Source organism: Nodosilinea sp. P-1105 (assembly GCF_012911975.1).
GTDB lineage: Bacteria > Cyanobacteriota > Cyanobacteriia > Phormidesmidales > Phormidesmidaceae > Nodosilinea.
Map to the genome: position 1 here is coordinate 41,303 of NZ_SMDQ01000019.1, position 21,952 is coordinate 63,254.

Below are 21,952 nucleotides of genomic sequence, written 5' to 3' on the forward strand. Positions count from 1 at the left end.
GGACCTAGAATTTCCGACAAAAACCGCTAAACTCATTGAGATTAATGTCTTCACTCATAAGTATAAGCACCTATGAAACATGGGGTTGATCGGCAACTGATGTCCAATAGCCCAGCTCGTATTGGCATCTTTGATAGTGGTGTAGGGGGGTTAACGGTCTTGCAGGAGATTTATCGGCAACTCCCCCATGAGTCAATCCTGTATTTTGGTGATACAGCTCGCTTGCCCTACGGGTCTCGCTCTGCAGAGGAGATTCTTTACTTTGTCCGCCAGATTTTGACCTGGATGGAGTTAAAGGGGGTGAAGATGGTGATGATGGCCTGCAATACCAGTTCAGCCCTGGCCCTAGACATCGTGCAGCAAGAATTTGACTTCCCAATTTTAGGGCTAATCCGCCCAGGGGCTCAGGCCGCATCGCAGGTGGGTCGCCGCATTGGCGTCATTGCGACCCAGGCGACTGTTTCCAGTCAGGCTTATCCCGACGCTATTCAGGAACTCGATGGCAACTGCCAGGTTTGGCAAGTGGCCTGTCCTAAGTTTGTGCCCATTGTAGAGAGAAATCAAATTCAGCATCCCCAGACTAGCCGGGTTGCAGAAGACTATCTTCAAACCTTAGTCACGGCCAATATTGATACGCTGATTTATGGCTGCACCCACTATCCCCATCTGGCACCTGTGTTGCAGACCCTCTTACCCAGCACCATGCAGTTCATCAACCCGGCCAACTACATGGTCGCCGCCGCCGCCAAAGAACTCGATGCTCTGGGGCTAAGCAGCAATTCCCCAGCCTGGCCAACCGAGTTTTATGTCAGTGGACGACCGAGGGAATTTAATCGTCTGGCTTTTCAGTGGCTGGGCTATCGACCGGCAACGCACCAAGTCCGCCTGCCGGACTTAGCACCCCAAACCATCATGCCCAGAGAACAGATGATTCAGTAAGCCCAGCTTAGGGCCATGGGCATCGAGTGACTGGGTGGCTAGTAGCTGTTCCCTAGCTTTGCGAACGGCGGGAACGATCTGAACGCCGGGCTATCACTAGGGCGCCATAGACGATTACCAGGTAGGCGATCGCGAGAGCTGGAATAACAATTAGCGATAGATTCATGGTCATGGTGTGAGCGCTGGGGAGTTGAGGGAGGTGTGACGGATCAGGATGCTGGCATACCCACAGCTGCAACAATAAGCTGATACAAAAACCGACCCTAAACAGCGTTGCAGCTATCTAGAGCTAGTCTGCATCCAGGCCAGGAAACACCTGACAAGCACCAATGCAGAGCATGCCTTTAAGGAGCTAAGGGATAGAACGAAGCAGCAGCAGGGCAACAACTTCAAAACAGCTGTGCAGCCACGAAGTCATAACCGTTGCCTTGCGCTTTCCAAGGATGGCTAATAAAAATATATTTTTTACTGCCAAACCTGAGAAGGTCGTCAACTGCTTGACGGACTTTCTTTAGCAAATTCTTATTTATAATCCTATCATGGAAACCATAAGCCTTGCAGGTTCCAGAGGCCTAAACCTCCAGATTGTCTCCCCCTGTTGAGTCGATCCCCATTCCACAGCAACTGTGCTGAGGGGAATCATAAATCTCCAAAAACCGGATTAAAGCCGAAATATCGCCATATTTTTTGATATTTCAGCAAAAAAGGATTTTTCGCCAATGGTTAGGAAGTGATGACACAACTGCGGATTTTGTCCCTAACCCTAGGGCAAAATCTCATGTCAAATCGCCAAGGGGCTTAATATACAAGGCTTTCAAGCATAAAGTCTGAAGAATAACTATCCCTCACCCTAGGCTTGCCTTAGAATGACGATAGAATATGTAAAAATTCGTAACTTACTTCGCCCTGATCGGGAGTCCATGGCTTCAGTAACTTCTCTTTTTGCACCGGTTGAGTCTGATCTTGACCTACTAGCCCAGAATCTCAAGGGATTGGTTGGGGCCCGACATCCCATCCTGTTCGCAGCAGCCGAGCATTTGTTTGGCGCCGGAGGCAAACGTATTCGACCCGCGATCGTACTGCTGCTGTCTAGGGCCGCCGTACCCGGCCAGGATATTACCCCAAAGCATCGCCGCTTGGCCGAAATCACAGAGATGATCCATACGGCCAGCCTAGTGCATGACGATGTGGTGGACGAGTCTAGCCTGCGCCGGGGTGTGCCGACGGTGCACAGCAGCTTTGGCAATCGCATCGCCGTACTGGCAGGGGATTTTTTGTTTGCCCAATCATCCTGGTACTTGGCTAATTTAGATAATCTGCGAGTGGTTAAGCTACTATCCCAAGTGATTATGGATCTGGCTGAAGGTGAAATTCAGCAGGGGTTGAACCGGTTTGACTCGAGTCTTTCCATTGAGGCTTATTTGGAGAAGAGCTACTTTAAGACCGCTTCGCTGATTGCCAATAGTTCTAAGTCTGTTGGCGTACTCAGCCAACTCCCAGAGGCGATGATTGACCAGCTCTATGACTATGGTCGCCATCTTGGCTTAGCCTTTCAAATTGTTGATGACATTTTAGATTTCACTGGCTCTGAGGACGTGTTGGGTAAGCCCGCAGGCTCGGATCTCAAGAGTGGCAATCTCACAGCCCCTGTCCTCTACGCCCTGAAAGAGCATCCTGGGCTGAGCACCCTAATTGAACGTGAATTTGCCGAGGTGGACGACTTTCAACAGGCGTTAGAGTTGGTCTACCAGAGTAGCGGGCTGCAACGATCGCGGGAATTAGCAGCCGACCATGCCCGTCAAGCTGCGGACTGCCTCCAACACTTACCCCCTTCGGCGGCCCGTCAAGCCCTGTATGACATGGCTGACTATGTGCTCAGGCGAATTTCCTAGCGATCGCTATCATGGGTCAAGAAATTGAGCGTAAGTTTTTAGTGGTCAGCGATCGCTGGCGTCAGGGAGCCACAGGGGTCTTGATGCGGCAGGGCTATATACCCACAGCAGATGCCCGCACGGTGAGGGTACGTCAGGTGGGCGATCGTGCCTACCTCACCCTGAAAGGCCCAGCCGTTGGTCTGGTACGCGCCGAGTTCGAATATCCGATTCCGGTAGAGGATGCCCAAATCATTCTAGAAACCCTCTGTCAGCCTCCGTTGATTCAAAAGTATCGCTACCGCATTCCCTTAGAGAACGTGGTGTGGGAAGTGGATGAATTCCTAGGGGACAATCAGGGCCTGATTCTGGCTGAAGTCGAGCTCCAGACCCCCGATCAGCCTGTCCCCCGGCCCAGCTGGATTGGCCAAGAGGTCTCTGGGGATCCCCGCTACTTTAATTCCAACTTAGCTCGCCATCCCTTTAGTCACTGGTCCGCTTGAGGGGCGATCGCCCCCACCCGCTAGATTAGTAGGCTGCGGCATACGTTGGCCCACCATTCCTGACACCCGACACCCTCAGCAACGGTGGTCATCTTTCTACCAAGCAGTGCTAATCGGCTGGGTATTCACGGCCTCGCCATTGGGTGGGCCGCCGCGTGGACGAGAGGCCAATCCGTACCACCGCCGCCAGATCCGCTAAGGGAGATAGCCAAAAGGCCCATGCACCAGTTGCCCCCTGAAAGTCGTAGGCTGTGGCGAGCGCCCCTTGCAGCCCCAGGCGGAGTAGCAACAGGCCCATATTTACAGCCAGCAGTATGGACACCATAAGGGACCACTCGCCAACGTTACTCCAGGCGATCGCCCAAAGCAAGGGGACCAACACCCAGGGCAGCCCCTGCACTAAACTCAGAAAAAGCAAGTCCCACCAGATTTGCAGACGGGGAGCTGCATCTTTTAGATCTAGCGATCGGCCCCATTCTCGCCAGGTTTCGGCTACGCCTTCGTACATGCGCACCCGCAACAACTGACAGCCATCCCAAAAGCCCACCCTAGCCCCCTGGGTCGCTGCATACCGAGCCAGGGTGACATCATCACAGAACGAGCCCTGGGCAGCCTGATAACCGTCCAACGCCTCCAGCAAAGAACGGCGCACCATAAAGCATTGACCATTGGCCATCACCCGCTGAGGATCCGATGCGGGCGTCCCTACAGGCCCAAACCGATACACCAGGGTGATCAACAGGGCTGGCTGCAACCAAAATTCCCCCGGCGATTTCAAAATAAACTGAGGGGCCAAGGAAACCAAATCATAGTTTTCCTGGGCCATGGCAGCGGCTAGGGCCGCCGCCAAGCCTGGTCGGGGTTGCGTATCAGCGTCTAGGCCCAGTATCCAGGTACTGTCAGGGTGACTATGGCGAAACCCATAGTCCAGAGCCCAGGGCCGACCCACCCAGCCGGGTGGTAGCGGCGCGTCGGTTAACAGGCGGATACGAGGATCCTGAGTCTGGTAGCGCCGCACAATGGCCACAGTGTCATCGATGGAGCGGCTGTCTACCACTAAAATTTCCCGCACCTCGTAGCCTTGGCGGGTTAGGCCATCTAAGCAGGGGCAAATCCGCTGGGCCTCGTTTAGGGTCGGCACTACAATCGACACTGACCCCAGTTGTCCCAGACTAGACTTTTGGGCTTTGAGGGGAGAACGACGAACAGCCCCCACTAACAGCCGAGACAGGAGTACAGCGACCATCGGCAACTGCAAGCTCAACAGCAGTACAGCCCAAAAACTCAGCCAGGGAAAGGCAACAGACGATTCACCCGCAGACAATACCGTTACCTCGACTGACATCAATATATATATGTAAATACGGACTCTAGTGCTCAGTCAATTTGATCATGGCGGGTTATGCGAACCGAGGTTCACGGTTCACGGCCAGATCTAGACCTTCAACTGTGAACCCTTTTAGCCCGCCATCGTTACCTTGAGAGACCACTAGCCCCCTACTTCACCACTACTTTGGCAGCAGTAACGGCAGACTCCATGGATTGGGCTAAGGCAGCCGTTGTCTCAGCCGAAGACGCAGCCAGATGATTTAGCCGAGCGACTTGCCAACACCGTACGGCTGGGAGCACCCCTGTGACTAACCCCATGGCAATCGGCAGATAAAACCCAGCCGCCAAACTCATTACCAGGGCAAAACCAAAGTTAGCTAAGTAAATCGTCAGGGGTAGGGTCAATTGCTCCTGGGAAAGGCTCGGAGAAATATCTAAACGCCACCAGGTCAACAGGGCCACGGTCATAAACACGACCCCAGTGCCCAGCCAGCCCGCGAAGTTTTGGTAGGGCATACCGAAGAAGGCGCCGGGTTGGTGCCAGTACCAAAACGGTAGCTCCGTCTGGCTCATGGCTGGGTCCAACACAAAATCCCAAGAGGTCAGCAAGGTAGCCCCTAATGCGATCGCCCCCATGGCCCACAGTCCAGTGTAGCGATCGCGACGATTGCCAACCCCCAAGCCGTTCCACGCCAACAGCAAAGACGACATCCCTAAGTAGAACCAGGACAAGGGAATCGTAAACGGCACCAGGCCAGCGACTTTGTACCCCAGGCCATTGAGATAGGTGTAATGTCCGAACGGGAAGCCAGTGCTGGTGCCCAACAGTTCACTAGATAGGGAGATGCCAACAGCCGCCAGGGCAAACGCCGTCAGCCCTCGCCAACCAAAGGTACGATAGGCGTATAGCGCCACGGCTATGGTGCCTAGCAAAATATAGCCAACCCCGCCCCCAGCCATGCTCCACCGAAAGAGGGTTTGACCCGCTGGCACGTAGCGCAACATTTCAGGGTGAGGCACAACCCAAAGCAGGCCAGCCAGACCAAAAGCCATAGCCACAATGTGGCCATACAGACAAAACCGCTCAATCTTGACAAGATATCCCATGGTGAACCCTAAATACCGCTGACAAAGCTGCGATCAACCCTGAGTTATGACGGCCAGACAAACTCAAGACAGTACATCAATCGTCGCGCAGATCCTAAGTTTTGTAAACGATTTCGTCACCCAATTCTCTCCTTTCACGAAAAACGACTCATCAATCGGCCTAACCCCTAACGTTAGGCAGCGGTGTGGAAAATTGGAAAACCCGTTAAGATAGCGATATATCGTCTGTTTATCCGCGACTATGGCACGCTTGACGACCAATGGCCCAGGAATTACGGTACGCCCGTTGCAGTATCGCGACTTAGACGATCTAAAGCAGTGGCAGCTAGAAGATATTGAAGCCGGAGACGATCAAGCGGCTGCCGATGCGATCGTGGCCTGGCTGGAACGACAGCGACGGTGGTATGGCCCGCTCAAGGTATTGAGCTGGGTACCTAGCCCGATGCAGACTAATCTATCAACCTTTGTGGCCGAGCGCCAAAACTCGGTGGTGGGCATCATTCAGGTGTCACCGTTTAACCGCACCCGTAGCACCTGGAAAGTGGAGGCCGTTGCGGTCAACCGAGCGGCAACCCGAGCTGTCCCCAATGGCGGCGACGGGTCAGCCGACACCTCAGGCTTCATGGATGTTGGGTCCCGGTTGTTACGCCACTGCTTCGAAGCGGTGTGGGAAGCCCGCACCTGGATGTTAGAGGTAGATGTCAATCATAAAATGGCGCTGGCCCTCTATCGCTTCAATGGCTTTCAACCCCTAGCCCAGATGACCTACTGGTCGCTGCCCCCTGAGCAAATTGTGCAACTGGCTCAGCGAGAACCTGACTTGCCCAACTTGCTGCCTGTGAGCAATGCCGATGCCCAGTTGTTGTACCAATTGGATACGGCGTCCATGCCCCCCCTGGTACGGCAGGTGTTTGACCACCAAATCCAGGACTTTAAAGGCAACTTGATGAGTACCGCCGCCGCTACGGCGGATCGCTTATTCAACCAAGTCGAGGACGTCAGCGCCTACGTGTTTGAGCAGCAGCGTAAGGCGGCCATCGGCCAGTTTAAACTCACCATTTGTCGCGATGGCAAGCAGCCCCACCAGGCTGACTTAACCGTGCACCCTGCTTACACCTGGCTATACCCAGAGCTGATGGTGCAAATGGCCAAAATCTTGCAGCCATTTCCCGAACAGACGCTACAGCTGACCTCCTTTGACTATCAACCCGAGCGGGAAGAGTGCTTAAACCAGATGCAGGCTATTCCTGACTCCCACAGTCTGTTAATGTCGCGATCGGTGTGGCACAAAGTCCGGGAGTCTAGACCAATTTCCCTTGAAGGACTCCAACTGTCTGATGTATTGACCGGTCTGCAACCCTCAGGCAAGCCGGTGCCCGGTCGTATGACCTGGTCAGCGGAACGGTGGCAAACCTTGATGGGGTTGCAGCCTATGGAACCCAACAACCCTCCATCCACAATCACTCAGCCCACTGACGGAGAGCAGTAGTGGATAGTTTGACCGGGGGTCAGCACCGGGCTGAGGTTTCAGCGCTGGGATTGGATATTGGCCGCAAGCGGATTGGGGTGGCGGGCTGCGATCGCACTGGCCTGATTGCGACCGGGCTAACCACCCTATACTGGCAATCCTTTGCCACCCTGGTGGAAGCCTTAGCCGACCTGGTTCACAAACGCCAGGCAGAGCTTTTGGTGGTGGGTTTACCCCTCACCATGGAAGGTACTGAGGGGTTTCAGGCCAGGCAGGTGCGTAAAGTGGGCGATCGCCTGGGCCGGGCGTTAGGCTTACCGATCGTTTATGTGGATGAGCGACTGACCTCCGTTGAGGCCGAGCAGCTGATCCAAGCGGAACGCCGCTCTCCCAGGGACAATAAGGGCCTAGTCGATCGCAAAGCCGCCGCCTTAATTCTACAGCGTTGGCTTGAACAGCGTCGTGGGACGTAACCGAATGGGATATTCTGGTAACACTGCTACCCTCAGTAGTCTTGGCCCCCTATGGATGAGTAGCCTCTATGGCGGACGATACCCAACCCTTTGATGAGTCAGCCGTCGTTCTGACAGACGACGTCGGTCGATTCTTGCCCTGCCAGGTAGAGCAAAACTTTTACCTCAAGGATCGCGAGTATTTGCTGCTCTTGCCGATTGACGCCCCCATCGAAATCTTTGTTTGGCAACAGGACGACGATGACGACGACGACGACATCCTGATGGATATCGAAGATGACGAAATCGATCAGGTCTTTTTGACCGCCAAAGCGGTTCTGGCTGAGCAAAACCTAACCCTGCAACGCACAGCCATTACCCTGACCGCCTCTGGGGAACTGCCCGAGGTAGACGAGGCCAACTGCCTCACCCTGGAACTGGACGAAGTAGATGACCAGGGCAACCCCATGACCGAAGATTTTCAAATTCTGGCCACCTGCTTTAATAACGACCAGGAATATACCCTTTGCACTCCCCTTGATCCCTTGCTGATTTTTGCCTACCGGACATCAAACGGCAACCTAGAGGTCGTGACCCCAGAAGAGTTCCAACTGATTCGTGGCAATCTGGAGGAAAAGCTGTTCGATATTTTAGACTGACCTTACGCCTATATTTTGCTAGAACCACAGATATAAATCCAACCCAAGTCCAGACTTGAAGTTCTGTCTGTGGGAAAGCTCCAGATCTTGAGTTAGGCTTGGTATAGTCGTCGCCTCTTCGGTTAAGATATATGCCGCCTATGATCCCATTGGCGGTTGTCCGTCAGATAGCCTCCCAGTCTCTGGTCATACGAGGCCACCCATGTCCTCAGCTATCTGGCAGCCCGAAACCTTTAGACCCAGGCGATAGTTGCTAAGGCTTATGACCCAATCATCAAAAGGAATTCGCTGGGGGATACTAGGGGTAGCGATGCCCGTTGTGGCAGGCCTTGCCGTTTGGCAAGGTTGGGCCTGGTGGAGTTGGGCCAGCAGTCCAGTGGTTCCCGTTACTGAAACTGTGGACGATACCCAGAGGGTACAAATTCAAATTCCTACCGGTACGTCCGGTCAGCAAATTGGTGAGGATCTAGAAGCGGCCGGGCTGATTCGCTCCGCTTTGGCATGGCGGTTATGGTCTCGCTGGCAGAGCTTCCGCAACCCTGACACTGGCTTCCAGGCTGGTACTTACGCCCTCAGCCCAGGGCAACCCATGGTTGATATCGCCGATGCCATTCGCCAGGGGCAAGTGCTGCAAACCTCGTTTACCATTCCCGAGGGATGGAACCGGCAGCAAATGGCCACCTATTTTGAGCAGCAGGGTTTCTTCTCCGCTGACGAGTTTCTAGCGGCCAGCGAACAGGTGCCGCGTCAAACTTTTCCCTGGCTGCCCGACGATATTCCCCACCTGGAGGGCTTTTTGTTCCCAGACACCTACCAGTTACCAGCAGAAGGGGTGACCGCTGCCGCTGTGGTTGATACGATGCTGCAACGGTTTGAGTCGTCGGCACTCCCCATTTACCAGCCAGACAACCGGGCCAACCTGTCGCTGTTAGAGTGGGTCACCCTGGGCAGTATTGTAGAGAAAGAAGCAGTGGTCGCGGATGAGCGCGATCTGATTGCCGGGGTGTTTACCAACCGTTTAGAGCAAAATATTCCTTTAGGTGCAGATCCGACAGTGGAATATGGCCTCGGGATTGTGCAAACCCCAGAGCAGCCATTGACCTGGGCCCAAGTGGGTACCCCTTCTCCATACAACACTTACATCAACGCTGGGCTACCGCCGACCCCTATTGCCAACCCCGGCCAAGCTAGCTTACAAGCCACTCTAACCCCAGCGGAGACAGACTACCTCTATTTTGTAGCCCGCTACGATGGTACCCATGTGTTTAGCCGCACCCTGACTGAACATGAGGCGGCCAGGGATGCAATCCGGGCCACATTTGATAACTAGGGGTGAGTGGGGTTGGTCTGGCCAAGAGCTGGGGTAATTTAGAGGGTCAATCTAGATTATGCTGACTTGTGGGGCTTATGATTTTGCGATGTCCTTATCCACCTTGTTACAGCCTGATTTAGTCTTGGGGAGGAATATTCTCCACCTGTCGCCCGATGTGTTGGACCACTACAACCTGCGGGGACTGATTTTAGACGTTGACGACACCCTGGTGCCGCTGCGCCAAGCGGAAACTAACCCCGCCCTAGCCCAATGGATGGGGCAAATTAAGCCAGTGGCTTCAGTGTGGCTGGTGAGTAATAATGTCAATGCCAACCGGATTAGCCGTATTGCTGATCTGTTGGATGTGCCCTATTTAACCAGTGCTGGTAAGCCCTCGCGCCGTAAGTTGCAGCAAGCCTTAACCGCGATGGAGTTACCGGTTAACCAGGTGGCCATGGTGGGCGATCGCCTGTTTACGGATGTATTGGCAGGCAATCGCATCGGTATGTTCACTATTCTGGTAGAACCGATGCCCTTGGCCAATGAGGTGATTTGGCCATCTCCCCTGCGCTATTTAGAAGTGTCCATTTCTCAGTATCTGGGAGTTACGTTAACGGCTGCAGACAATATTTCCAAGCCTGCTCCGTAGGGGCTGTCCCTCCCCAATCAGCCGCAGTCTGCATGGCTATGTAGCCTGGTATGCCCATGACCACCTTGGCTGAGGGTCGCAGCCGTCAGGGTTCAGATGCAGCAATAGTTGGCTGGCTCGTGCCCGGCTGAACTACGGTGACGGCTCATTTTAGGCGATCGCGCTCAGGCCGCCCAACCACTAAGTTTTGCAACTAAAGATGTGCTCTGCTTGCAAAACATGTCAGGCCTTTACCGAAAGCAACAAAAGTCATTCAAAGGAAATATAAAGAAAAAATTACGTCTTCGCGGTCGGGGCAAAACGGCTGCGATAGTTTAGTGAGATAAACAAGGGTCACGCTTAATAAAGACTCTTCATTTAATAAATGTTTTTAGGGTACTGGTCAGCGCTGATCGGTACCCAACTTTTTTGCTCACCTGCGATAATCAGCGGTGAAGCAAGACTGTGATCAGCTCTCATTTCCTACTGATTGATTCCCTAGTCCCTGACCAGGCCCATAGGGGCAGCGTCCAGTCGTCGAGGGTCCCAGGGTTAAGGGTATCCCAACTAAAAAATCCATTTCCAGGACGCGAACTCGGTCCGTTGGGGCGATCCCAGTGAGGCTCCAGATAGGTATTTGGTTGGAACACTCTAATCTGATTTGTCCGGCTCTCTTGTCCTAAACTAAAGAGCGGTAGCTATACTGCCCGTTGTCCTGCTGGCAAAAGGCTTAGGTTGTGAGCGTAGCGTCTACGATTGTTGTCAAAATTGGTACATCCAGCTTAACCAGTACTGATGTGAGCCAGGTGGCGCTCTCGACAGTGGCCAATTTAGTTGAAACCCTCTGCACCCTTAGGCAGCAGGGGCATCAGGTGGTGCTTGTATCGTCTGGGGCGGTAGGGATTGGGGCTCGGCGGCTAAACCTGGTAGAGCGGCCCAAAACCATTGCCATGAAGCAGGCGGTGGCTGCCGTCGGTCAGGGGCGGTTAATGCGCATCTACGATGATCTGTTTTCGGTCCTGAGACAGCCGATTGCCCAGGTGCTCTTGACTCGCAGTGACTTGGCCCAGCGATCGCGCTATATCAACAGCTATCGCACCTTTCGACAACTTCTACGGTTGGGGGTGATTCCAATCGTGAATGAAAACGATACGGTTGCCGTCGAAGAACTCAAATTCGGCGATAACGATACCCTGTCAGCCCTGGTGGCCAGCTTAATTCGAGCTGACTGGCTGTTTTTGCTCACCGATGTTGATCGCCTCTACTCTGCCGATCCGCGATCGCACCCTGAAGCTCAACCGATCCATACCATAGACAGCCTGGCAGACCTCACGGCCCTCAAGGCTGTTGCTGGGGGACAGGGCTCCCAGTGGGGCACGGGGGGCATGCTTACCAAGCTAGAGGCCGCACAAATTGCCACAACCGCCGGGATTCGGACGGTGATTACGGACGGTCGCCAGCCAGGTAATATTGCCAAAATCTTGGCAGGGGAGGCCATTGGCACCCAATTTGCGCCCCATCCTAACCCTAGTCAGGCCCGTAAACACTGGATTGCCACTGGCCCGGCCCCATCTGGGCGGCTTTACCTCGATGCTGGTGCGGTGCAAGCCATCATTAGTGCTGGCAAGTCTTTACTGGCAGCGGGCATTACCCATGTGGAAGGAAGCTTTCAGCCCCAGGATACAGTGGTACTGTGCACTCCTGACCAACAGGAAGTGGCCCGAGGCATTGTCAATTACAGCGACCAAGACCTGCGTCAAATACTAGGCCGCCAATCCCACGAGATTCCAAAAATTTTGGGCTATGGCAGCGCCACCGTGGTCCATCGAGATAACTTGGCCATCTCACAATCCCTGGTCTAAGGGGACTTCTGGAAAACATTCTCTGGCCAGAACCTGCCGTTTGTGTCAAGGGAGAGGGCAGGTATCATCAGCGGTGGATTATACCCAAAATTAGGGTCTGTGAGGTTTTACGCAGGTGTGGGGGACGTAGGCAGAGCCGCGCCCTTACCGCTCACGGTTTAGTACGCCCCTTTGCGATCTAGCAAGACCAACAGCGTTTTTAGAATCACCTGCAAGTCATACCAGGGAGACCAAACCGTCTGGTAGTGCAAATCTAGCCTGACAATTTCTTCAAAGTCTTTAATGGCCGAGCGCCCGCTCACCTGCCACTGCCCTGTAAGCCCCGGCTTGACATCGAGTCGTTGCCAGTGATGGGGACGATAACGAGACACCTCATCCTCAGTAGGAGGGCGGGTACCCACCAGACTCATATCCCCCTTCAGCACATTCCAAAATTGTGGAAATTCGTCTAGGCTGGTTTTACGCAAGAACTGCCCTACCCGGGTAATTCGAGGGTCGGACTCATTTTTAAAGATCAACCCTTGGGCTTGATTCGACACCATTTGTTTCAAGGCATCGGCATTTTGCACCATGGAGCGAAACTTCCAAATGGTGAAGGGCTTACCCTTTAGCCCATAACGAATTTGGGAATAAAAAATAGGACCCGGACTATCCAGCCGAATGGCGATCGCAATGGGCACGACCGCAAGTGCTAACACAAACAAACCGATCAAAGCCCCGGCGATATCGATGGTGCGCTTAACGAAGCATTTAGTAGATGGGTGAATCACAGACACCGGGCTATCGGTGACTCCACCTTGAGGAAAAGATAGCATGGTAGACCCTGTTGACGAGAAGCGTGTGCAGTTAACGGTAGACAGGAACGACAAGGGGAGCGATCGGCTCAAGTTCAAACTGAACCAAGCCCAAGTCCAGACCTGGAGTCCTGCCTGTGGGAAAACTCCGGATCCTGAGCTGGACTTGGTATGGAGGCGTCTTTACGAATAGCCACAGTTTACACTTCTTCAAGTAAGTCACTGTAACTTTTGACACCTCAGTAAATACCGTATGTGTTCACAACATACACTGAAACCCCTAGGGCACGCCACGGGATAAAGGGCTCTCCAGGGTTGACTCGGCAAATCTTCGAGTATTATTCATCTATGTGAAGTTACTGTGAAGGCTGACCCAAATTAGGATCCCTCTCATGGTCGCGTTTGAGACCGGACATGGTACGGGTAACCGGCAAATTGGGACTGATTTCGTCAGGTTCAGCAGCAGCTATTAAGATAAAGCCTACGGCATGTGCACACTGCGATGGGGATTGGGCATTCATGGTCATGGCAGACAAGATGGCCAGTGATTGGTTGTCACGCTTGCGGAAAGATTATCCCGACCAGTCATTAGCTATCTGCCAAAGTGTTGTGTGCTGGCTACTGGGGGCTAATCCAGAACGGCTTGATACTTTGTCAGCAGATGACCTGGTCATTCTTAGTAAAGCGATTGACTACCGCTATCGCATTTTGCAGCAGCGCTACTGGCAAGTCAGCCCAGAACAAGGCTATCGACGGCTGGTCAAACGCCTCAGTGGCCTATTTTTGGTCCGTAATAAAATTCGTACCTGGATTTCCCTCAGCCGCGATCGCCAGCGAACAGTGGTGGATGTGGTGCAAGAAGTAATTCAGGAAATGATGCGCAGCGATCGCCACCTGGCCCAGCAACTTCACTGGATTGCCACCTGCACGGATAATGCTAGACTGCGCAACCTTTTAATGTTTGCCAGTGTGGAAGAATACTGCCTGCGCCCTATCCGTAACCAACCCCTGATTACTTACCGGTTTGTCAACTATCTACGCCGTAGCCAAAAGGGCGGCATGACCCAAGTGCCCACTGGCGAGTTAATTCGTTTAGTGTCCGATGAAATTGCCCCCGAGGACTCAGACGATACCCTCAGCTTGATGGATATAGAAGCCTGGAGCCGCTATCAAGATGCACAGCAAGAGCTTGAGCAGCAGTCGCTGCGGCAGCAGGTCAAAACATCATTCATGGGCTACCTTAATCGCCACCTAGACGACACTGCCGTGCGATGGCTTGAGCTTCACTTGAAGGGGTTTTCCCAGGATCAAATTGCCCAGATGTTAAATCTACCCGTGCAGCAGGTCTATCGCTTGCGGGAAAAAATTAGCTATCATGCCCTGAAAATTTTCGCCCTCAGAGAGCAACCCACCACCGTGTTGCAGTGGCTGAAAACCTCGTTAAGAGACCACAATTTTGGCTTGTCTCTCACCCAGTGGCAGCAGTTTTGGCAACAGCTGACTCCAGAGCAACAGTGTATTTTAGAGGGCTACAAGGCTGGACAGTCCACCGAAGAGATTGCCCAGCAACTGGAGCTTAAAACCCGGCAAGTGCAAAGTCAGTGGGTGCAATTGTACTTAGCGGCCCAAGAACTGCGCAGCCAGGGTATGGACGGTCCTAAAGAGGAGTGACGGGAAAGAGTAGTGGCATGAATAGAACAGGCGACATAGGATAGAGGTAACTTTTTACCACTCACGATTGATGTCTCAGTCAGATGCCCTAGATCCGTCTAACAGGCTAGCATCCCTGGATGTCCGTAGTGGCGATCCGGCCATTGATAGCCGACTGAACATTCCTCAAATGTTGACCTTGGTCGACAGTGTCTTGCCCTTTGAAGCCTGCCTTTACTACCAAGTGATTCCCCTCTCCATTGAGGCTAGCTTGCTCAACTTGGGTATGGTCGACCCTAACGACACCACTGCCGCTGATTATGTCCGCCGTCAAGTATCGTACATTAACTGCTCCGTGGTGTCCTGGCCCGTTACATCGGACTGGCACCGGCAAATGCTGTCCCGCTACCTCAGCTATGCCGCCAAGGTCAAACAACAGTCGATGCAAGGGCAACAACCTACCAAGCCTGTGCCCCTTTCTGGTTTTCAGTCAGCCGAGCAAGCCACCTTTATTGTGGATAGCCCCGAGACCATTTTGATGGCAGATGACCTTGACCTGAGGACCGCCACAGAGCAAGCCCCTGAGGCCAGGGCTAACGTCAAGGAGCCAGGTCACACAACCGATCAGATGGCCATAGCTGCTGCAGAAAATCCTGTGGCGCCTCCGTTGGAGATCGCACCCCTAGACTGGGAGGCTGACGACGATGACGCTAACCCCCAGCGGATCTCCCCTAAAGCACTGATGCAGAAGCTACTCAAGCAAGTGATAGCCGAGGGCATTGGCCGGTTATATTTTGAACGACGCCCCAGTCAAGGCCGAGTTCTGTGGAGCAAAGATGGCGTGGTTCAGTCTGCGCTGGAGGACCTCAATTTAGAGACTTTCCAGAGCGTGATCAACGAATTCAAGCGCCTCACCCACATGCCGCTACTGCCAGCAACCCAGACCCAGCAAACCGATATTGAACGTCTGTTTAAAGGGGAGCGGGTGCTGCTACGGTTTCGGCTCATAGCTGGCATCCATGGCGAAGAAGCAACCCTTCAGGTGCTGCGGGGAGCGGCTCTGCGGTTTTACCAGCAGCAGCAAATTAATCGTCTGGGCCGAGATGCCCTTACCATTGCCCAAAGCCTGCAAAAGCAGATCACTGAAATTCGCCATCGCAGTCAACAGACTTTAGCCTCAGAGCCGGTGTCAGCAGCCAATATCGTCGCCCTAGAGGATCTGCTGGCTCTGATTAAGACGATGGAAACACAGATTGAGCAAATTACCCAAAACCGTGCAGAGCCATAATCCCTGCTACGACTCTGCGCCATCGGTTAGCAAATCATTCCTAATACCTGACACCCAAAGCCTGCACCCTCAGGATAAAGGCATCAGAAAATAGCAACCCCAGTGCCCCTTTGGGCTAACTATCTGCCTTTGACCCCCAAGCCTGACGCATGCGACCAAAGTTGACCTGGAACTCGTCCCAGCCAAACCAATGCCCCGGCCGATTCTCTTCCCAGGAAGCAGACAGCACGCCATAGGTCAACCCCACCACCCCGAGCCCAAAACAACCGAGGGTGGCAAATAAGACAAAATAGCTGGGCAACTCAACCACATCATTGACCAGCAAAAAGTAGCTCGCAAAGAATGTAACGACGCCTAGAGCGGTCGGTATCCCCGAAAAGGCCAACATTCGCCGTAACATCCGCCGACTAACAACCTCGGGTATAGCCCCCGCCGTGGAGGCATCTGAGGATGACTGCGAACGACGAGATTTAGTCGCCTTGACTTTGGTAGACGACGAGGGGTTATCCTGAGTGTCCTCGGGCTTAGGCAATGACGAGCCAGAGGACTTATTGTCTGCCCCTTTACCCTTACTGGTAGGTTCAAACGGCAGACGCTTGCGGGATGAGTCAGGAGCCATAGATCACTACAGTGACGCCAAGTACATTGAATCCAAGTACATCGAATCCAGCGGATTCACCGAGTACTCTGAGGCATAAGTCGATCAACCATTCCTGATACCTGACACCTAGCACCTGCCCCCTCAGCAACGGTGGTCATGCTGCTACCAGGCAGGACTAGGTAGCGGAAGGCAAACCTAGCCACGAATACCAAGCTTTTTAATTAGAGCTCGATAACGCTCACTATCTTGCTTCTGCAGGTAGGCCATCAGTCGCTTGCGTTGGCCAATCATTTTCAGTAGGCCACGACGGGAGGAGTAATCTTTTTTGTTTTTCTGTAGATGAGCGCTGAGTTGGTTAATGCGCTCAGTCAACATGGCGATCTGCAAATCAGCAGAGCCCGTGTCGGTTTCGTGAACTTGATACTCGGCGATCAGTTCCTGCTTGCGTTCTTGCAACAGAGTCATGGGACAGACAGCTTCTCTATAGGTATGGATGATAATGTCAGGATTTTCCACTATAGCATAGGCAACCCTGTGCCGAAACAGAGGATTTTAAGTTATCGGCTCAGCCAGGCGATCGCTTCTCGAACCCAGGTTTCAGGATCGGCAGATTTTTGCAAGGTGCTGTGGCGACCAACGGCCTGTAAGGCTTTGAGAATTTCGCTCTGGCTATACCCCAAGGCGCTGAGGGTGACTTCTACCTCTTCGTGAATGGCGCCAATTGGGCCACCGGTAGGCACAGAGGGGAGCCCTGCCTGGGCCTGCCAATCTTGCAGTTTAGTCTTAAGCTCTAGGACAACCCGCTCAGCCGTTTTGCTGCCCACCCCTGGGGCTCGAGAAATCAGCCGGGTATTGCCGGCGATAATGGCCTGGACTAACTCAGCGTCCCCCAAGGTATCCAGGAGGGCGAGGGCCACCTGCGGGCCAATGCCACTGACGCCAATCAGTTGTCGAAATAAATCACGCTCGGCTTGGCCACCAAACCCAAACAAGGTGGCTTGATCATCCCGGAAATACAGGTGGGTAAACAGTTGAGTACTCTCCCCCAGCGGTGGTAGAGAGGTGAGTTGGCGGGCGGCCACCTGCAAGTCGTAACCCACCTGGTTCACCTCTAGGGTGACAATAATTTTGTGGTTACCAGGTTTGTGAACCGCCGCCAGCGACCCTTTTAGATAGCTAATCATTGGCCATCGTTAGGGTTTTTGGCCGGGGGGCGATGCCCTTTGCCACCGGATCGTTGGCCATATCGCGGGTTAGGCAAATTGGGGCCAGAGGACTTTGGCGCTTTGGCCCGACGATGACCGCTAGAGTCTGGGCGGGTCAGCGGGGTTGGATCAGCGGGTTGCAAGTGACTGCGCCCATTTTGAATAATCCGCAGCATTTGGGAGAGCTGCTGCTCTACCTGGGATAAAACGGTGTCGGCGTAGGCATCGGCTTCTTGTTGGATGTTTTTTTGCTCGACCAGGGCATTTTGCCGTAACGAGTCCCACTCTCGTTGAGACTGCACTTGCATCTGCTCGATCTCAGCCATAACTTGGGATCTAAGGCTGTCACAATCCTGCTGAGCCTGATTTTTAATCTGCTGGGCCATTTGCTCAGCCTGCCGCACAATGCCAATTTCATCCAGAATTTGTGCCGCCTGCTGCTCAGCGGCAGCAATCAGGTCTTGGGCATAGCGTTCGGCTTCGGCCATCAGGCGGCTACGCTGCTGGAGGATTTGCACCGCCTGACGAAAGGCTGGGGGCAGATTCAGCCGAATTGCATCCAGCTGATCGAGTAACTGATCTTCATCTACCAGCGTGCGCCCACTAAAGGGAACCCGAGGGCTGCCTAGAATCACTTCTTCTAATTTGTTCAGCTCCTGTTGAATGTCTATGGCACTGATGGCGGGGAGGTTGGCGGCGTCACCGATGGCATCGGTGGCAGCATCGTTTTGTTGGGGGCTGTCGGGGCGGGTTGGGTCTGGGCGTAGCATTGGCATACGTCTCGCGCTACATGGTCAGGAACAAGATGGTCGATAGGGCCCCCAAATCGGGCAATTTCTTTCACCAGACTACTACTGAGAAAGCTATATTCTGTGGAGGTGGATAGAAACAGAGTCTCGATGTCATCGGCAAGGGTTTTATTAGTATGAGCCATTTGTAGCTCTTTTTCGAAGTCTGACAGGACCCGTAGCCCCCTCAGCAAAATTTGGGCCTGGTGGGTGTGGGCATAGGTAATGGTGAGGCCATCGTAGTAGTCAACATCCACGTTGCTCAGGTGATTGACGGACAGACGAATTTGCTCCATCCGCTCGGGAATAGAAAAGAGGGGAGCTTTGTTAGGATTGCTAGAGATCAGGACGATGACCCGTTCAAACAGTCGACTGCCACGGGTAATGATATCCAGGTGTCCTAGGGTGATGGGATCAAAGCTGCCGGGGTAGATCGCAATCAAAACGGCTGTCTCGGTAGCAATGAGGCGATTATAGCGGACTTAGCTCAGGTCCTCATGGGGGGTCCCATGAGGACTTGGCGACCTTAGATCAACTCATTGACCAGGTACTCAGGCCATCTGATCATGGCGGGTGCTATGCACTGGGTTCACGGTATGCGGTTTAAGGCGAGTTGTAGACCCTGTACCGTAAACCTTGCACCGCAGACCCTGTTAACCCGTCAGGTCTGACTTAACAGACTATTAGTCGCTTGCAATAAACGCGATCGCAGCGGGGAGTTTCGACCCCGGTGGCGGGCCGATAGCCTTGGGCCTCGTACAGGCACACCGCCTCTGTTAAAACTGACGCGGTTTCCAGCCAAATCTGCTGAAACCCCCGAGCTTGAATCGCAGCTTCCAGAGTGGCGAGTAAGTAGCGCCCTAATCCCTGCCCCCGGGCCTGGGGATACAGGTACATTTTACGAATTTCCACCGCCTGAGGAGCCCGGTTAATCGGGTAATAGCCAGCGGTACCGACCAGATCGCCATGGGCCTCTACCACCCAAAAGTCACCGCCGGTCTGCCAGTAATAGGTTTCTACGTCCACGGCGTCGCGATCGCTGCCAGTGGGTTCACAGGTGAGGCCGTATTCCGCCAGCACCGTAGCAATTAATCTAATCGCCGCGTCGCGATCGCCGGGCTGCCAGCGGCGAATGGTGTATTGGCGGTAGGTGTCGTGGTGGTCGGTGGGCATGGGGAGGTGGGGAGGTGGGGAAGGTGGGGAAGAATTTTGAATTTTGAATTTTGAATTTTGGATTGTTGAAATCGTAGGGTGCATTAGCGGTCGAGGTCTGGGCTTTGGTGGTCAACCTGGGGCGGCAATGCACCGGTCAGGAAGGGGAATGGAACTAACTGTGGATGCGGGGTTCGGGGTGGAGGTGGGCGAGGATGTCGCTTTCGACTTGGGCTAGTTGGCCCAGGCGTTCATCCACGTGGTGGCGAGGAAAACGGTTGGTGGCTAGCACCCAGTAAGCCCCATAGTGACGGGCATCAGAGGCCATGAGGCTGTGGTAAAACTGGGCGAGGGCGCGATCGGGGCAGTGCTGGGCCAATAGTCCTAGGCGTTCATGACTGCGAGCCTCTATCAGGGCTGAGATCAACAGCAAATCGAGCAGTCGGTGGGGTTCCTGGGGGCGGACCTGCTGGCGTAGCTGAGCCCCATAGGGAGGTGGTGACAGCGGCCTCAGGGGTATGCCTCGCCGTTCTAGCCATTGATTCACCTGGGCCAAGTGAGTTAACTCCTCTTGGGCGATCGGGATCAGCGCTGTGACTAGAGCGCCATCAGCAGGATAGCGGTTGATCAGTCCCATGGCCACTCCGGCCGCCTTCCGCTCACACTGGGCGTGATCGAGCAAGATCACATCCAAATGAGCCATGGCCTGATCGAGCCAGGCAGAGCCAGTAGGGGTCTGGAGAAATTTGATCGTGGCAGGGGGAGACGCAGTAGCCATAACAACAGGCAGAAGCCATAACAACAGATTGAGTCAACGGGGAACGGGACCACGGCCTCGGCAGTCCAAGAGATGCAAGTTACTGTGTCACAAAGGACTAGAATTAAGTCACTTGCTTGGCCGCCGCCAATCCACCCTCTGATTTTAAGCGCTGAGATCAAACGAATGGTGACATCTAACGGCTCCACCGAATCTACCGAATCCACCGAAACTAACGGGTCCCATGAGGCCAGCCCAGCCCCTGAGCCAGTGGTGATCAGTTGCAGCTACTTGCTCCACGTCCATGCAGATGCCTGGCAGCGGGCTACGGTTCATCCCTTTTTGACGGGCTGCAAGGAGGGGTCTATTCTGCCAGCCCAGTTCAATACCTGGTTGGTGCAAGACTATTTGTTTGTTAAAGACTTTACCCGCATGCTGGGTCAAATTTTAGGGTTTGCCCCGGATCATCATTTGGATACTCTGCTAGGTGGCCTGGTTGCCCTCAAGGATGAGTTGCTGTGGTTTCAAGCAAAAGCAGCTGAGCGGGGGCTAAACCTGGATGCTCCCCGGCAGTCGATCTGCCAGCAATATTGCGACTTTATGGCCGGTTTGGTGGTTGAACCTTACCCTGTGCAAGCGACGGCCCTGTGGGCGATTGAGTATGCCTACAATCAGGGGTGGCAACTCCCTGGCCCCATGGCAGAACCCTATACCGAGTTTGCCGATCGCTGGGGCAACCCTGGCTTTACCGATTATGTCAATGTCTTAGCCGCCCAGGCGGATGAGGTGCTGAAAGTGGCTAGTCCCCATACCCAAACCCTGGCCGCAACGACCTTTTTGCGCGTGGCTCGGTTGGAAGAAAGCTTCTGGCAAATGGCTTTCAATGCCGCCTAGACCGTCAGTACAGATCCCTGGGTTCTGGCTGGAGAAGCTCCAAAATTCGTGGTCGATAAGGTCAATACTTCAGGGAGCTTGACCTACTGTACCAGTGCTCTAGCTTCTGACCCGCCCTTCGACAAAATAGTGAAGTGTGCAGAGAGCAATCACAAAAAAGGCTCAGCTGTCCGAGGCTGAGCCCATGGGTAAAGGATGGATTAAACGGGTTAATTTAAGGGTTTGATTTAACGGCTTGATTTATCGGTTGTGTAACCTAGTACCGTCAATGATAACAATGGGATCCGCGAACTGAGATATCCTGCTGGATTTAGTTAGCGAATCTTGACATTGTCGATACTGGCTTTATCGTAAGCTAGTTTTTCGTGAGCTTCGGTTACAACCGCTACCTGAGATCGGCCTTAGGCTCAGCCAAAGCGATGTTGGTATGCTGGGGGCAAGAAGCCTCTGGGAGGAGCAAGTCTGACCGTTATGGTTCACAGCAACTATCTCCGCCCCGCCTCCGAACCCTGGGGCTGGGATTAGGAATCTGGCAGGGGGAGTACCAGGACATTCAGGGGGCTTGGCTGCGGTGGTATGGCGGCGATCGCCACTGGATAGCCACCCCAGAGGACCAGGCCACCCAGGAGCGGCAGCGGGCCGAACGGTTAGCGACTAAGCTCCGGGAGTTGGGGGTTGAGCCTGAGTAATCAG

Annotated in this window: 23 protein-coding genes; 13 read left to right on the plus strand and 10 right to left on the minus strand. The window is 53.8% G+C overall.

Annotation, left to right across the window (positions count from 1 at the left end; all coding sequences use genetic code 11):
* Window positions 1-72 precede the first annotated feature (72 nt).
* The 3 genes from murI to E1H13_RS10735 all read left to right on the plus strand — a co-directional run bounded on the left by murI (window position 73) and on the right by E1H13_RS10735 (window position 3,313).
* Window positions 73-939: a glutamate racemase gene (gene murI, locus E1H13_RS10725; RefSeq protein ID WP_169613411.1), complete on the plus strand. Its 867-nt coding sequence runs from the start codon at window positions 73-75 to the stop codon at window positions 937-939.
* Window positions 940-1,859: 920 nt separating this feature from the next.
* Window positions 1,860-2,831: a solanesyl diphosphate synthase gene (gene sds, locus E1H13_RS10730; protein ID WP_169613412.1), complete on the plus strand. Its 972-nt coding sequence runs from the start codon at window positions 1,860-1,862 to the stop codon at window positions 2,829-2,831.
* Window positions 2,832-2,842: 11 nt separating this feature from the next.
* Window positions 2,843-3,313 carry a CYTH domain-containing protein gene (locus E1H13_RS10735; protein ID WP_169613413.1) on the plus strand — a complete coding sequence of 157 codons (471 nt, stop codon included), beginning with the start codon at window positions 2,843-2,845 and terminating at the stop codon, window positions 3,311-3,313.
* 109 nt (window positions 3,314-3,422) lie between these two features.
* On the opposite strand, the gene cruG is transcribed toward E1H13_RS10735, so the two are convergent.
* A complete protein-coding gene (gene cruG, locus E1H13_RS10740; RefSeq protein WP_169613414.1) occupies window positions 3,423-4,658 on the minus strand; it encodes a 2'-O-glycosyltransferase CruG in 1,236 nt (411 codons plus the stop codon).
* A gap of 152 nt (window positions 4,659-4,810) precedes the next feature.
* Entirely contained in the window at window positions 4,811-5,749 is a 939-nt protein-coding gene (gene cruF / locus E1H13_RS10745; RefSeq protein ID WP_169613415.1) for a gamma-carotene 1'-hydroxylase CruF, read from the minus strand.
* 241 nt (window positions 5,750-5,990) lie between these two features.
* Between cruF and E1H13_RS10750 the strand changes: the two genes are divergently transcribed.
* From E1H13_RS10750 to proB, 6 genes are all read left to right on the plus strand, one after another.
* Window positions 5,991-7,238, plus strand: coding sequence for a GNAT family N-acetyltransferase (locus E1H13_RS10750; RefSeq protein ID WP_206070323.1), 1,248 nt, complete (start codon window positions 5,991-5,993; stop codon window positions 7,236-7,238).
* A complete protein-coding gene (ruvX, locus tag E1H13_RS10755) occupies window positions 7,238-7,690 on the plus strand; it encodes a Holliday junction resolvase RuvX (protein ID WP_347404145.1) in 453 nt (150 codons plus the stop codon). Before E1H13_RS10750 ends, ruvX begins: the two co-directional genes overlap by 1 nt.
* A 68-nt stretch (window positions 7,691-7,758) precedes the next feature.
* Window positions 7,759-8,328, plus strand: a complete 570-nt coding sequence (locus E1H13_RS10760) for a DUF3727 domain-containing protein (RefSeq protein WP_169613416.1) — start codon at window positions 7,759-7,761, stop codon at window positions 8,326-8,328.
* Window positions 8,329-8,638: 310 nt separating this feature from the next.
* Window positions 8,639-9,658: an endolytic transglycosylase MltG gene (gene mltG / locus E1H13_RS10765; protein WP_240966583.1), complete on the plus strand. Its 1,020-nt coding sequence runs from the start codon at window positions 8,639-8,641 to the stop codon at window positions 9,656-9,658.
* A gap of 88 nt (window positions 9,659-9,746) precedes the next feature.
* Window positions 9,747-10,289: a YqeG family HAD IIIA-type phosphatase gene (locus E1H13_RS10770; protein WP_169613418.1), complete on the plus strand. Its 543-nt coding sequence runs from the start codon at window positions 9,747-9,749 to the stop codon at window positions 10,287-10,289.
* A gap of 716 nt (window positions 10,290-11,005) precedes the next feature.
* Window positions 11,006-12,130 (plus strand): glutamate 5-kinase, encoded by a 1,125-nt coding sequence (gene proB, locus E1H13_RS10775; RefSeq protein WP_169613419.1) that lies wholly within the window; start codon window positions 11,006-11,008, stop codon window positions 12,128-12,130.
* 158 nt (window positions 12,131-12,288) lie between these two features.
* Here the strand turns inward: proB and E1H13_RS10780 are convergent, their stop codons facing one another.
* Window positions 12,289-12,945 carry a sugar transferase gene (locus E1H13_RS10780; RefSeq protein WP_169613420.1) on the minus strand — a complete coding sequence of 219 codons (657 nt, stop codon included), beginning with the start codon at window positions 12,943-12,945 and terminating at the stop codon, window positions 12,289-12,291.
* A 504-nt stretch (window positions 12,946-13,449) separates the two neighbouring features.
* Between E1H13_RS10780 and E1H13_RS10785 the strand changes: the two genes are divergently transcribed.
* Together E1H13_RS10785 and E1H13_RS10790 are read left to right on the plus strand one after the other, a co-directional pair.
* A complete protein-coding gene (locus E1H13_RS10785) occupies window positions 13,450-14,595 on the plus strand; it encodes a HetZ-related protein 2 (RefSeq protein ID WP_240966584.1) in 1,146 nt (381 codons plus the stop codon).
* A 70-nt stretch (window positions 14,596-14,665) separates the two neighbouring features.
* Window positions 14,666-15,862 (plus strand): hypothetical protein, encoded by a 1,197-nt coding sequence (locus E1H13_RS10790; protein WP_169613422.1) that lies wholly within the window; start codon window positions 14,666-14,668, stop codon window positions 15,860-15,862.
* A 115-nt stretch (window positions 15,863-15,977) separates the two neighbouring features.
* Here E1H13_RS10790 and E1H13_RS10795 read toward each other — a convergent pair whose 3' ends face one another.
* The 7 genes from E1H13_RS10795 to E1H13_RS10825 all read right to left on the minus strand — a co-directional run bounded on the left by E1H13_RS10795 (window position 15,978) and on the right by E1H13_RS10825 (window position 20,386).
* The gene (locus tag E1H13_RS10795; protein WP_169613423.1) at window positions 15,978-16,481 is read right to left on the minus strand and encodes a PAM68 family protein; all 504 of its coding nucleotides are present in this window, start codon (window positions 16,479-16,481) and stop codon (window positions 15,978-15,980) included.
* 177 nt (window positions 16,482-16,658) lie between these two features.
* A complete protein-coding gene (gene rpsO, locus E1H13_RS10800) occupies window positions 16,659-16,928 on the minus strand; it encodes a 30S ribosomal protein S15 (RefSeq protein WP_169613424.1) in 270 nt (89 codons plus the stop codon).
* A gap of 92 nt (window positions 16,929-17,020) precedes the next feature.
* Window positions 17,021-17,647, minus strand: a complete 627-nt coding sequence (gene ruvA, locus E1H13_RS10805; protein WP_169613425.1) for a Holliday junction branch migration protein RuvA — start codon at window positions 17,645-17,647, stop codon at window positions 17,021-17,023.
* On the minus strand, window positions 17,644-18,438 hold the full coding sequence (locus E1H13_RS27245; protein ID WP_240966585.1) for a hypothetical protein: 795 nt from the start codon (window positions 18,436-18,438) through the stop codon (window positions 17,644-17,646). Before E1H13_RS27245 ends, ruvA begins: the two co-directional genes overlap by 4 nt.
* Complete coding sequence (gene coaD, locus E1H13_RS10815; protein WP_169613426.1) at window positions 18,336-18,899, minus strand: pantetheine-phosphate adenylyltransferase; 564 nt, start codon at window positions 18,897-18,899, stop codon at window positions 18,336-18,338. Before coaD ends, E1H13_RS27245 begins: the two co-directional genes overlap by 103 nt.
* 229 nt (window positions 18,900-19,128) lie before the next feature.
* The gene (locus E1H13_RS10820; RefSeq protein WP_169613427.1) at window positions 19,129-19,629 is read right to left on the minus strand and encodes a GNAT family N-acetyltransferase; all 501 of its coding nucleotides are present in this window, start codon (window positions 19,627-19,629) and stop codon (window positions 19,129-19,131) included.
* Between the two features lie 154 nt (window positions 19,630-19,783).
* Window positions 19,784-20,386 carry a tRNA-(ms[2]io[6]A)-hydroxylase gene (locus E1H13_RS10825; protein ID WP_169613428.1) on the minus strand — a complete coding sequence of 201 codons (603 nt, stop codon included), beginning with the start codon at window positions 20,384-20,386 and terminating at the stop codon, window positions 19,784-19,786.
* 249 nt (window positions 20,387-20,635) lie between these two features.
* Between E1H13_RS10825 and E1H13_RS10830 the strand changes: the two genes are divergently transcribed.
* Together E1H13_RS10830 and E1H13_RS10835 are read left to right on the plus strand one after the other, a co-directional pair.
* Entirely contained in the window at window positions 20,636-21,259 is a 624-nt protein-coding gene (locus E1H13_RS10830; RefSeq protein WP_169613450.1) for a TenA family transcriptional regulator, read from the plus strand.
* 419 nt (window positions 21,260-21,678) lie between these two features.
* Window positions 21,679-21,948, plus strand: coding sequence for a hypothetical protein (locus E1H13_RS10835; RefSeq protein ID WP_169613429.1), 270 nt, complete (start codon window positions 21,679-21,681; stop codon window positions 21,946-21,948).
* Window positions 21,949-21,952: the final 4 nt, after the last annotated feature.

Bases quoted from the DNA above. Each gene is read 5' to 3' on its own strand.
- E1H13_RS10825 (WP_169613428.1), bottom strand. From the start codon at position 20,386: ATGGCTACTGCGTCTCCCCCTGCCACGATCAAATTTCTCCAGACCCCT.
- E1H13_RS10735 (WP_169613413.1), top strand. From the start codon at position 2,843: ATGGGTCAAGAAATTGAGCGTAAGTTTTTAGTGGTCAGCGATCGCTGG.
- E1H13_RS10795 (WP_169613423.1), bottom strand. From the start codon at position 16,481: ATGGCTCCTGACTCATCCCGCAAGCGTCTGCCGTTTGAACCTACCAGT.
- E1H13_RS10785 (WP_240966584.1), top strand. From the start codon at position 13,450: ATGGCAGACAAGATGGCCAGTGATTGGTTGTCACGCTTGCGGAAAGAT.
- murI (WP_169613411.1), top strand. From the start codon at position 73: ATGAAACATGGGGTTGATCGGCAACTGATGTCCAATAGCCCAGCTCGT.
- sds (WP_169613412.1), top strand. From the start codon at position 1,860: ATGGCTTCAGTAACTTCTCTTTTTGCACCGGTTGAGTCTGATCTTGAC.
- E1H13_RS10820 (WP_169613427.1), bottom strand. From the start codon at position 19,629: ATGCCCACCGACCACCACGACACCTACCGCCAATACACCATTCGCCGC.
- E1H13_RS10835 (WP_169613429.1), top strand. From the start codon at position 21,679: ATGTTGGTATGCTGGGGGCAAGAAGCCTCTGGGAGGAGCAAGTCTGAC.
- E1H13_RS10780 (WP_169613420.1), bottom strand. From the start codon at position 12,945: ATGCTATCTTTTCCTCAAGGTGGAGTCACCGATAGCCCGGTGTCTGTG.
- E1H13_RS27245 (WP_240966585.1), bottom strand. From the start codon at position 18,438: ATGCTACGCCCAGACCCAACCCGCCCCGACAGCCCCCAACAAAACGAT.
- E1H13_RS10790 (WP_169613422.1), top strand. From the start codon at position 14,666: ATGTCTCAGTCAGATGCCCTAGATCCGTCTAACAGGCTAGCATCCCTG.
- mltG (WP_240966583.1), top strand. From the start codon at position 8,639: ATGCCCGTTGTGGCAGGCCTTGCCGTTTGGCAAGGTTGGGCCTGGTGG.
- E1H13_RS10760 (WP_169613416.1), top strand. From the start codon at position 7,759: ATGGCGGACGATACCCAACCCTTTGATGAGTCAGCCGTCGTTCTGACA.
- rpsO (WP_169613424.1), bottom strand. From the start codon at position 16,928: ATGACTCTGTTGCAAGAACGCAAGCAGGAACTGATCGCCGAGTATCAA.
- cruF (WP_169613415.1), bottom strand. From the start codon at position 5,749: ATGGGATATCTTGTCAAGATTGAGCGGTTTTGTCTGTATGGCCACATT.
- E1H13_RS10750 (WP_206070323.1), top strand. From the start codon at position 5,991: ATGGCACGCTTGACGACCAATGGCCCAGGAATTACGGTACGCCCGTTG.
- ruvA (WP_169613425.1), bottom strand. From the start codon at position 17,647: ATGATTAGCTATCTAAAAGGGTCGCTGGCGGCGGTTCACAAACCTGGT.
- E1H13_RS10770 (WP_169613418.1), top strand. From the start codon at position 9,747: ATGTCCTTATCCACCTTGTTACAGCCTGATTTAGTCTTGGGGAGGAAT.
- cruG (WP_169613414.1), bottom strand. From the start codon at position 4,658: ATGTCAGTCGAGGTAACGGTATTGTCTGCGGGTGAATCGTCTGTTGCC.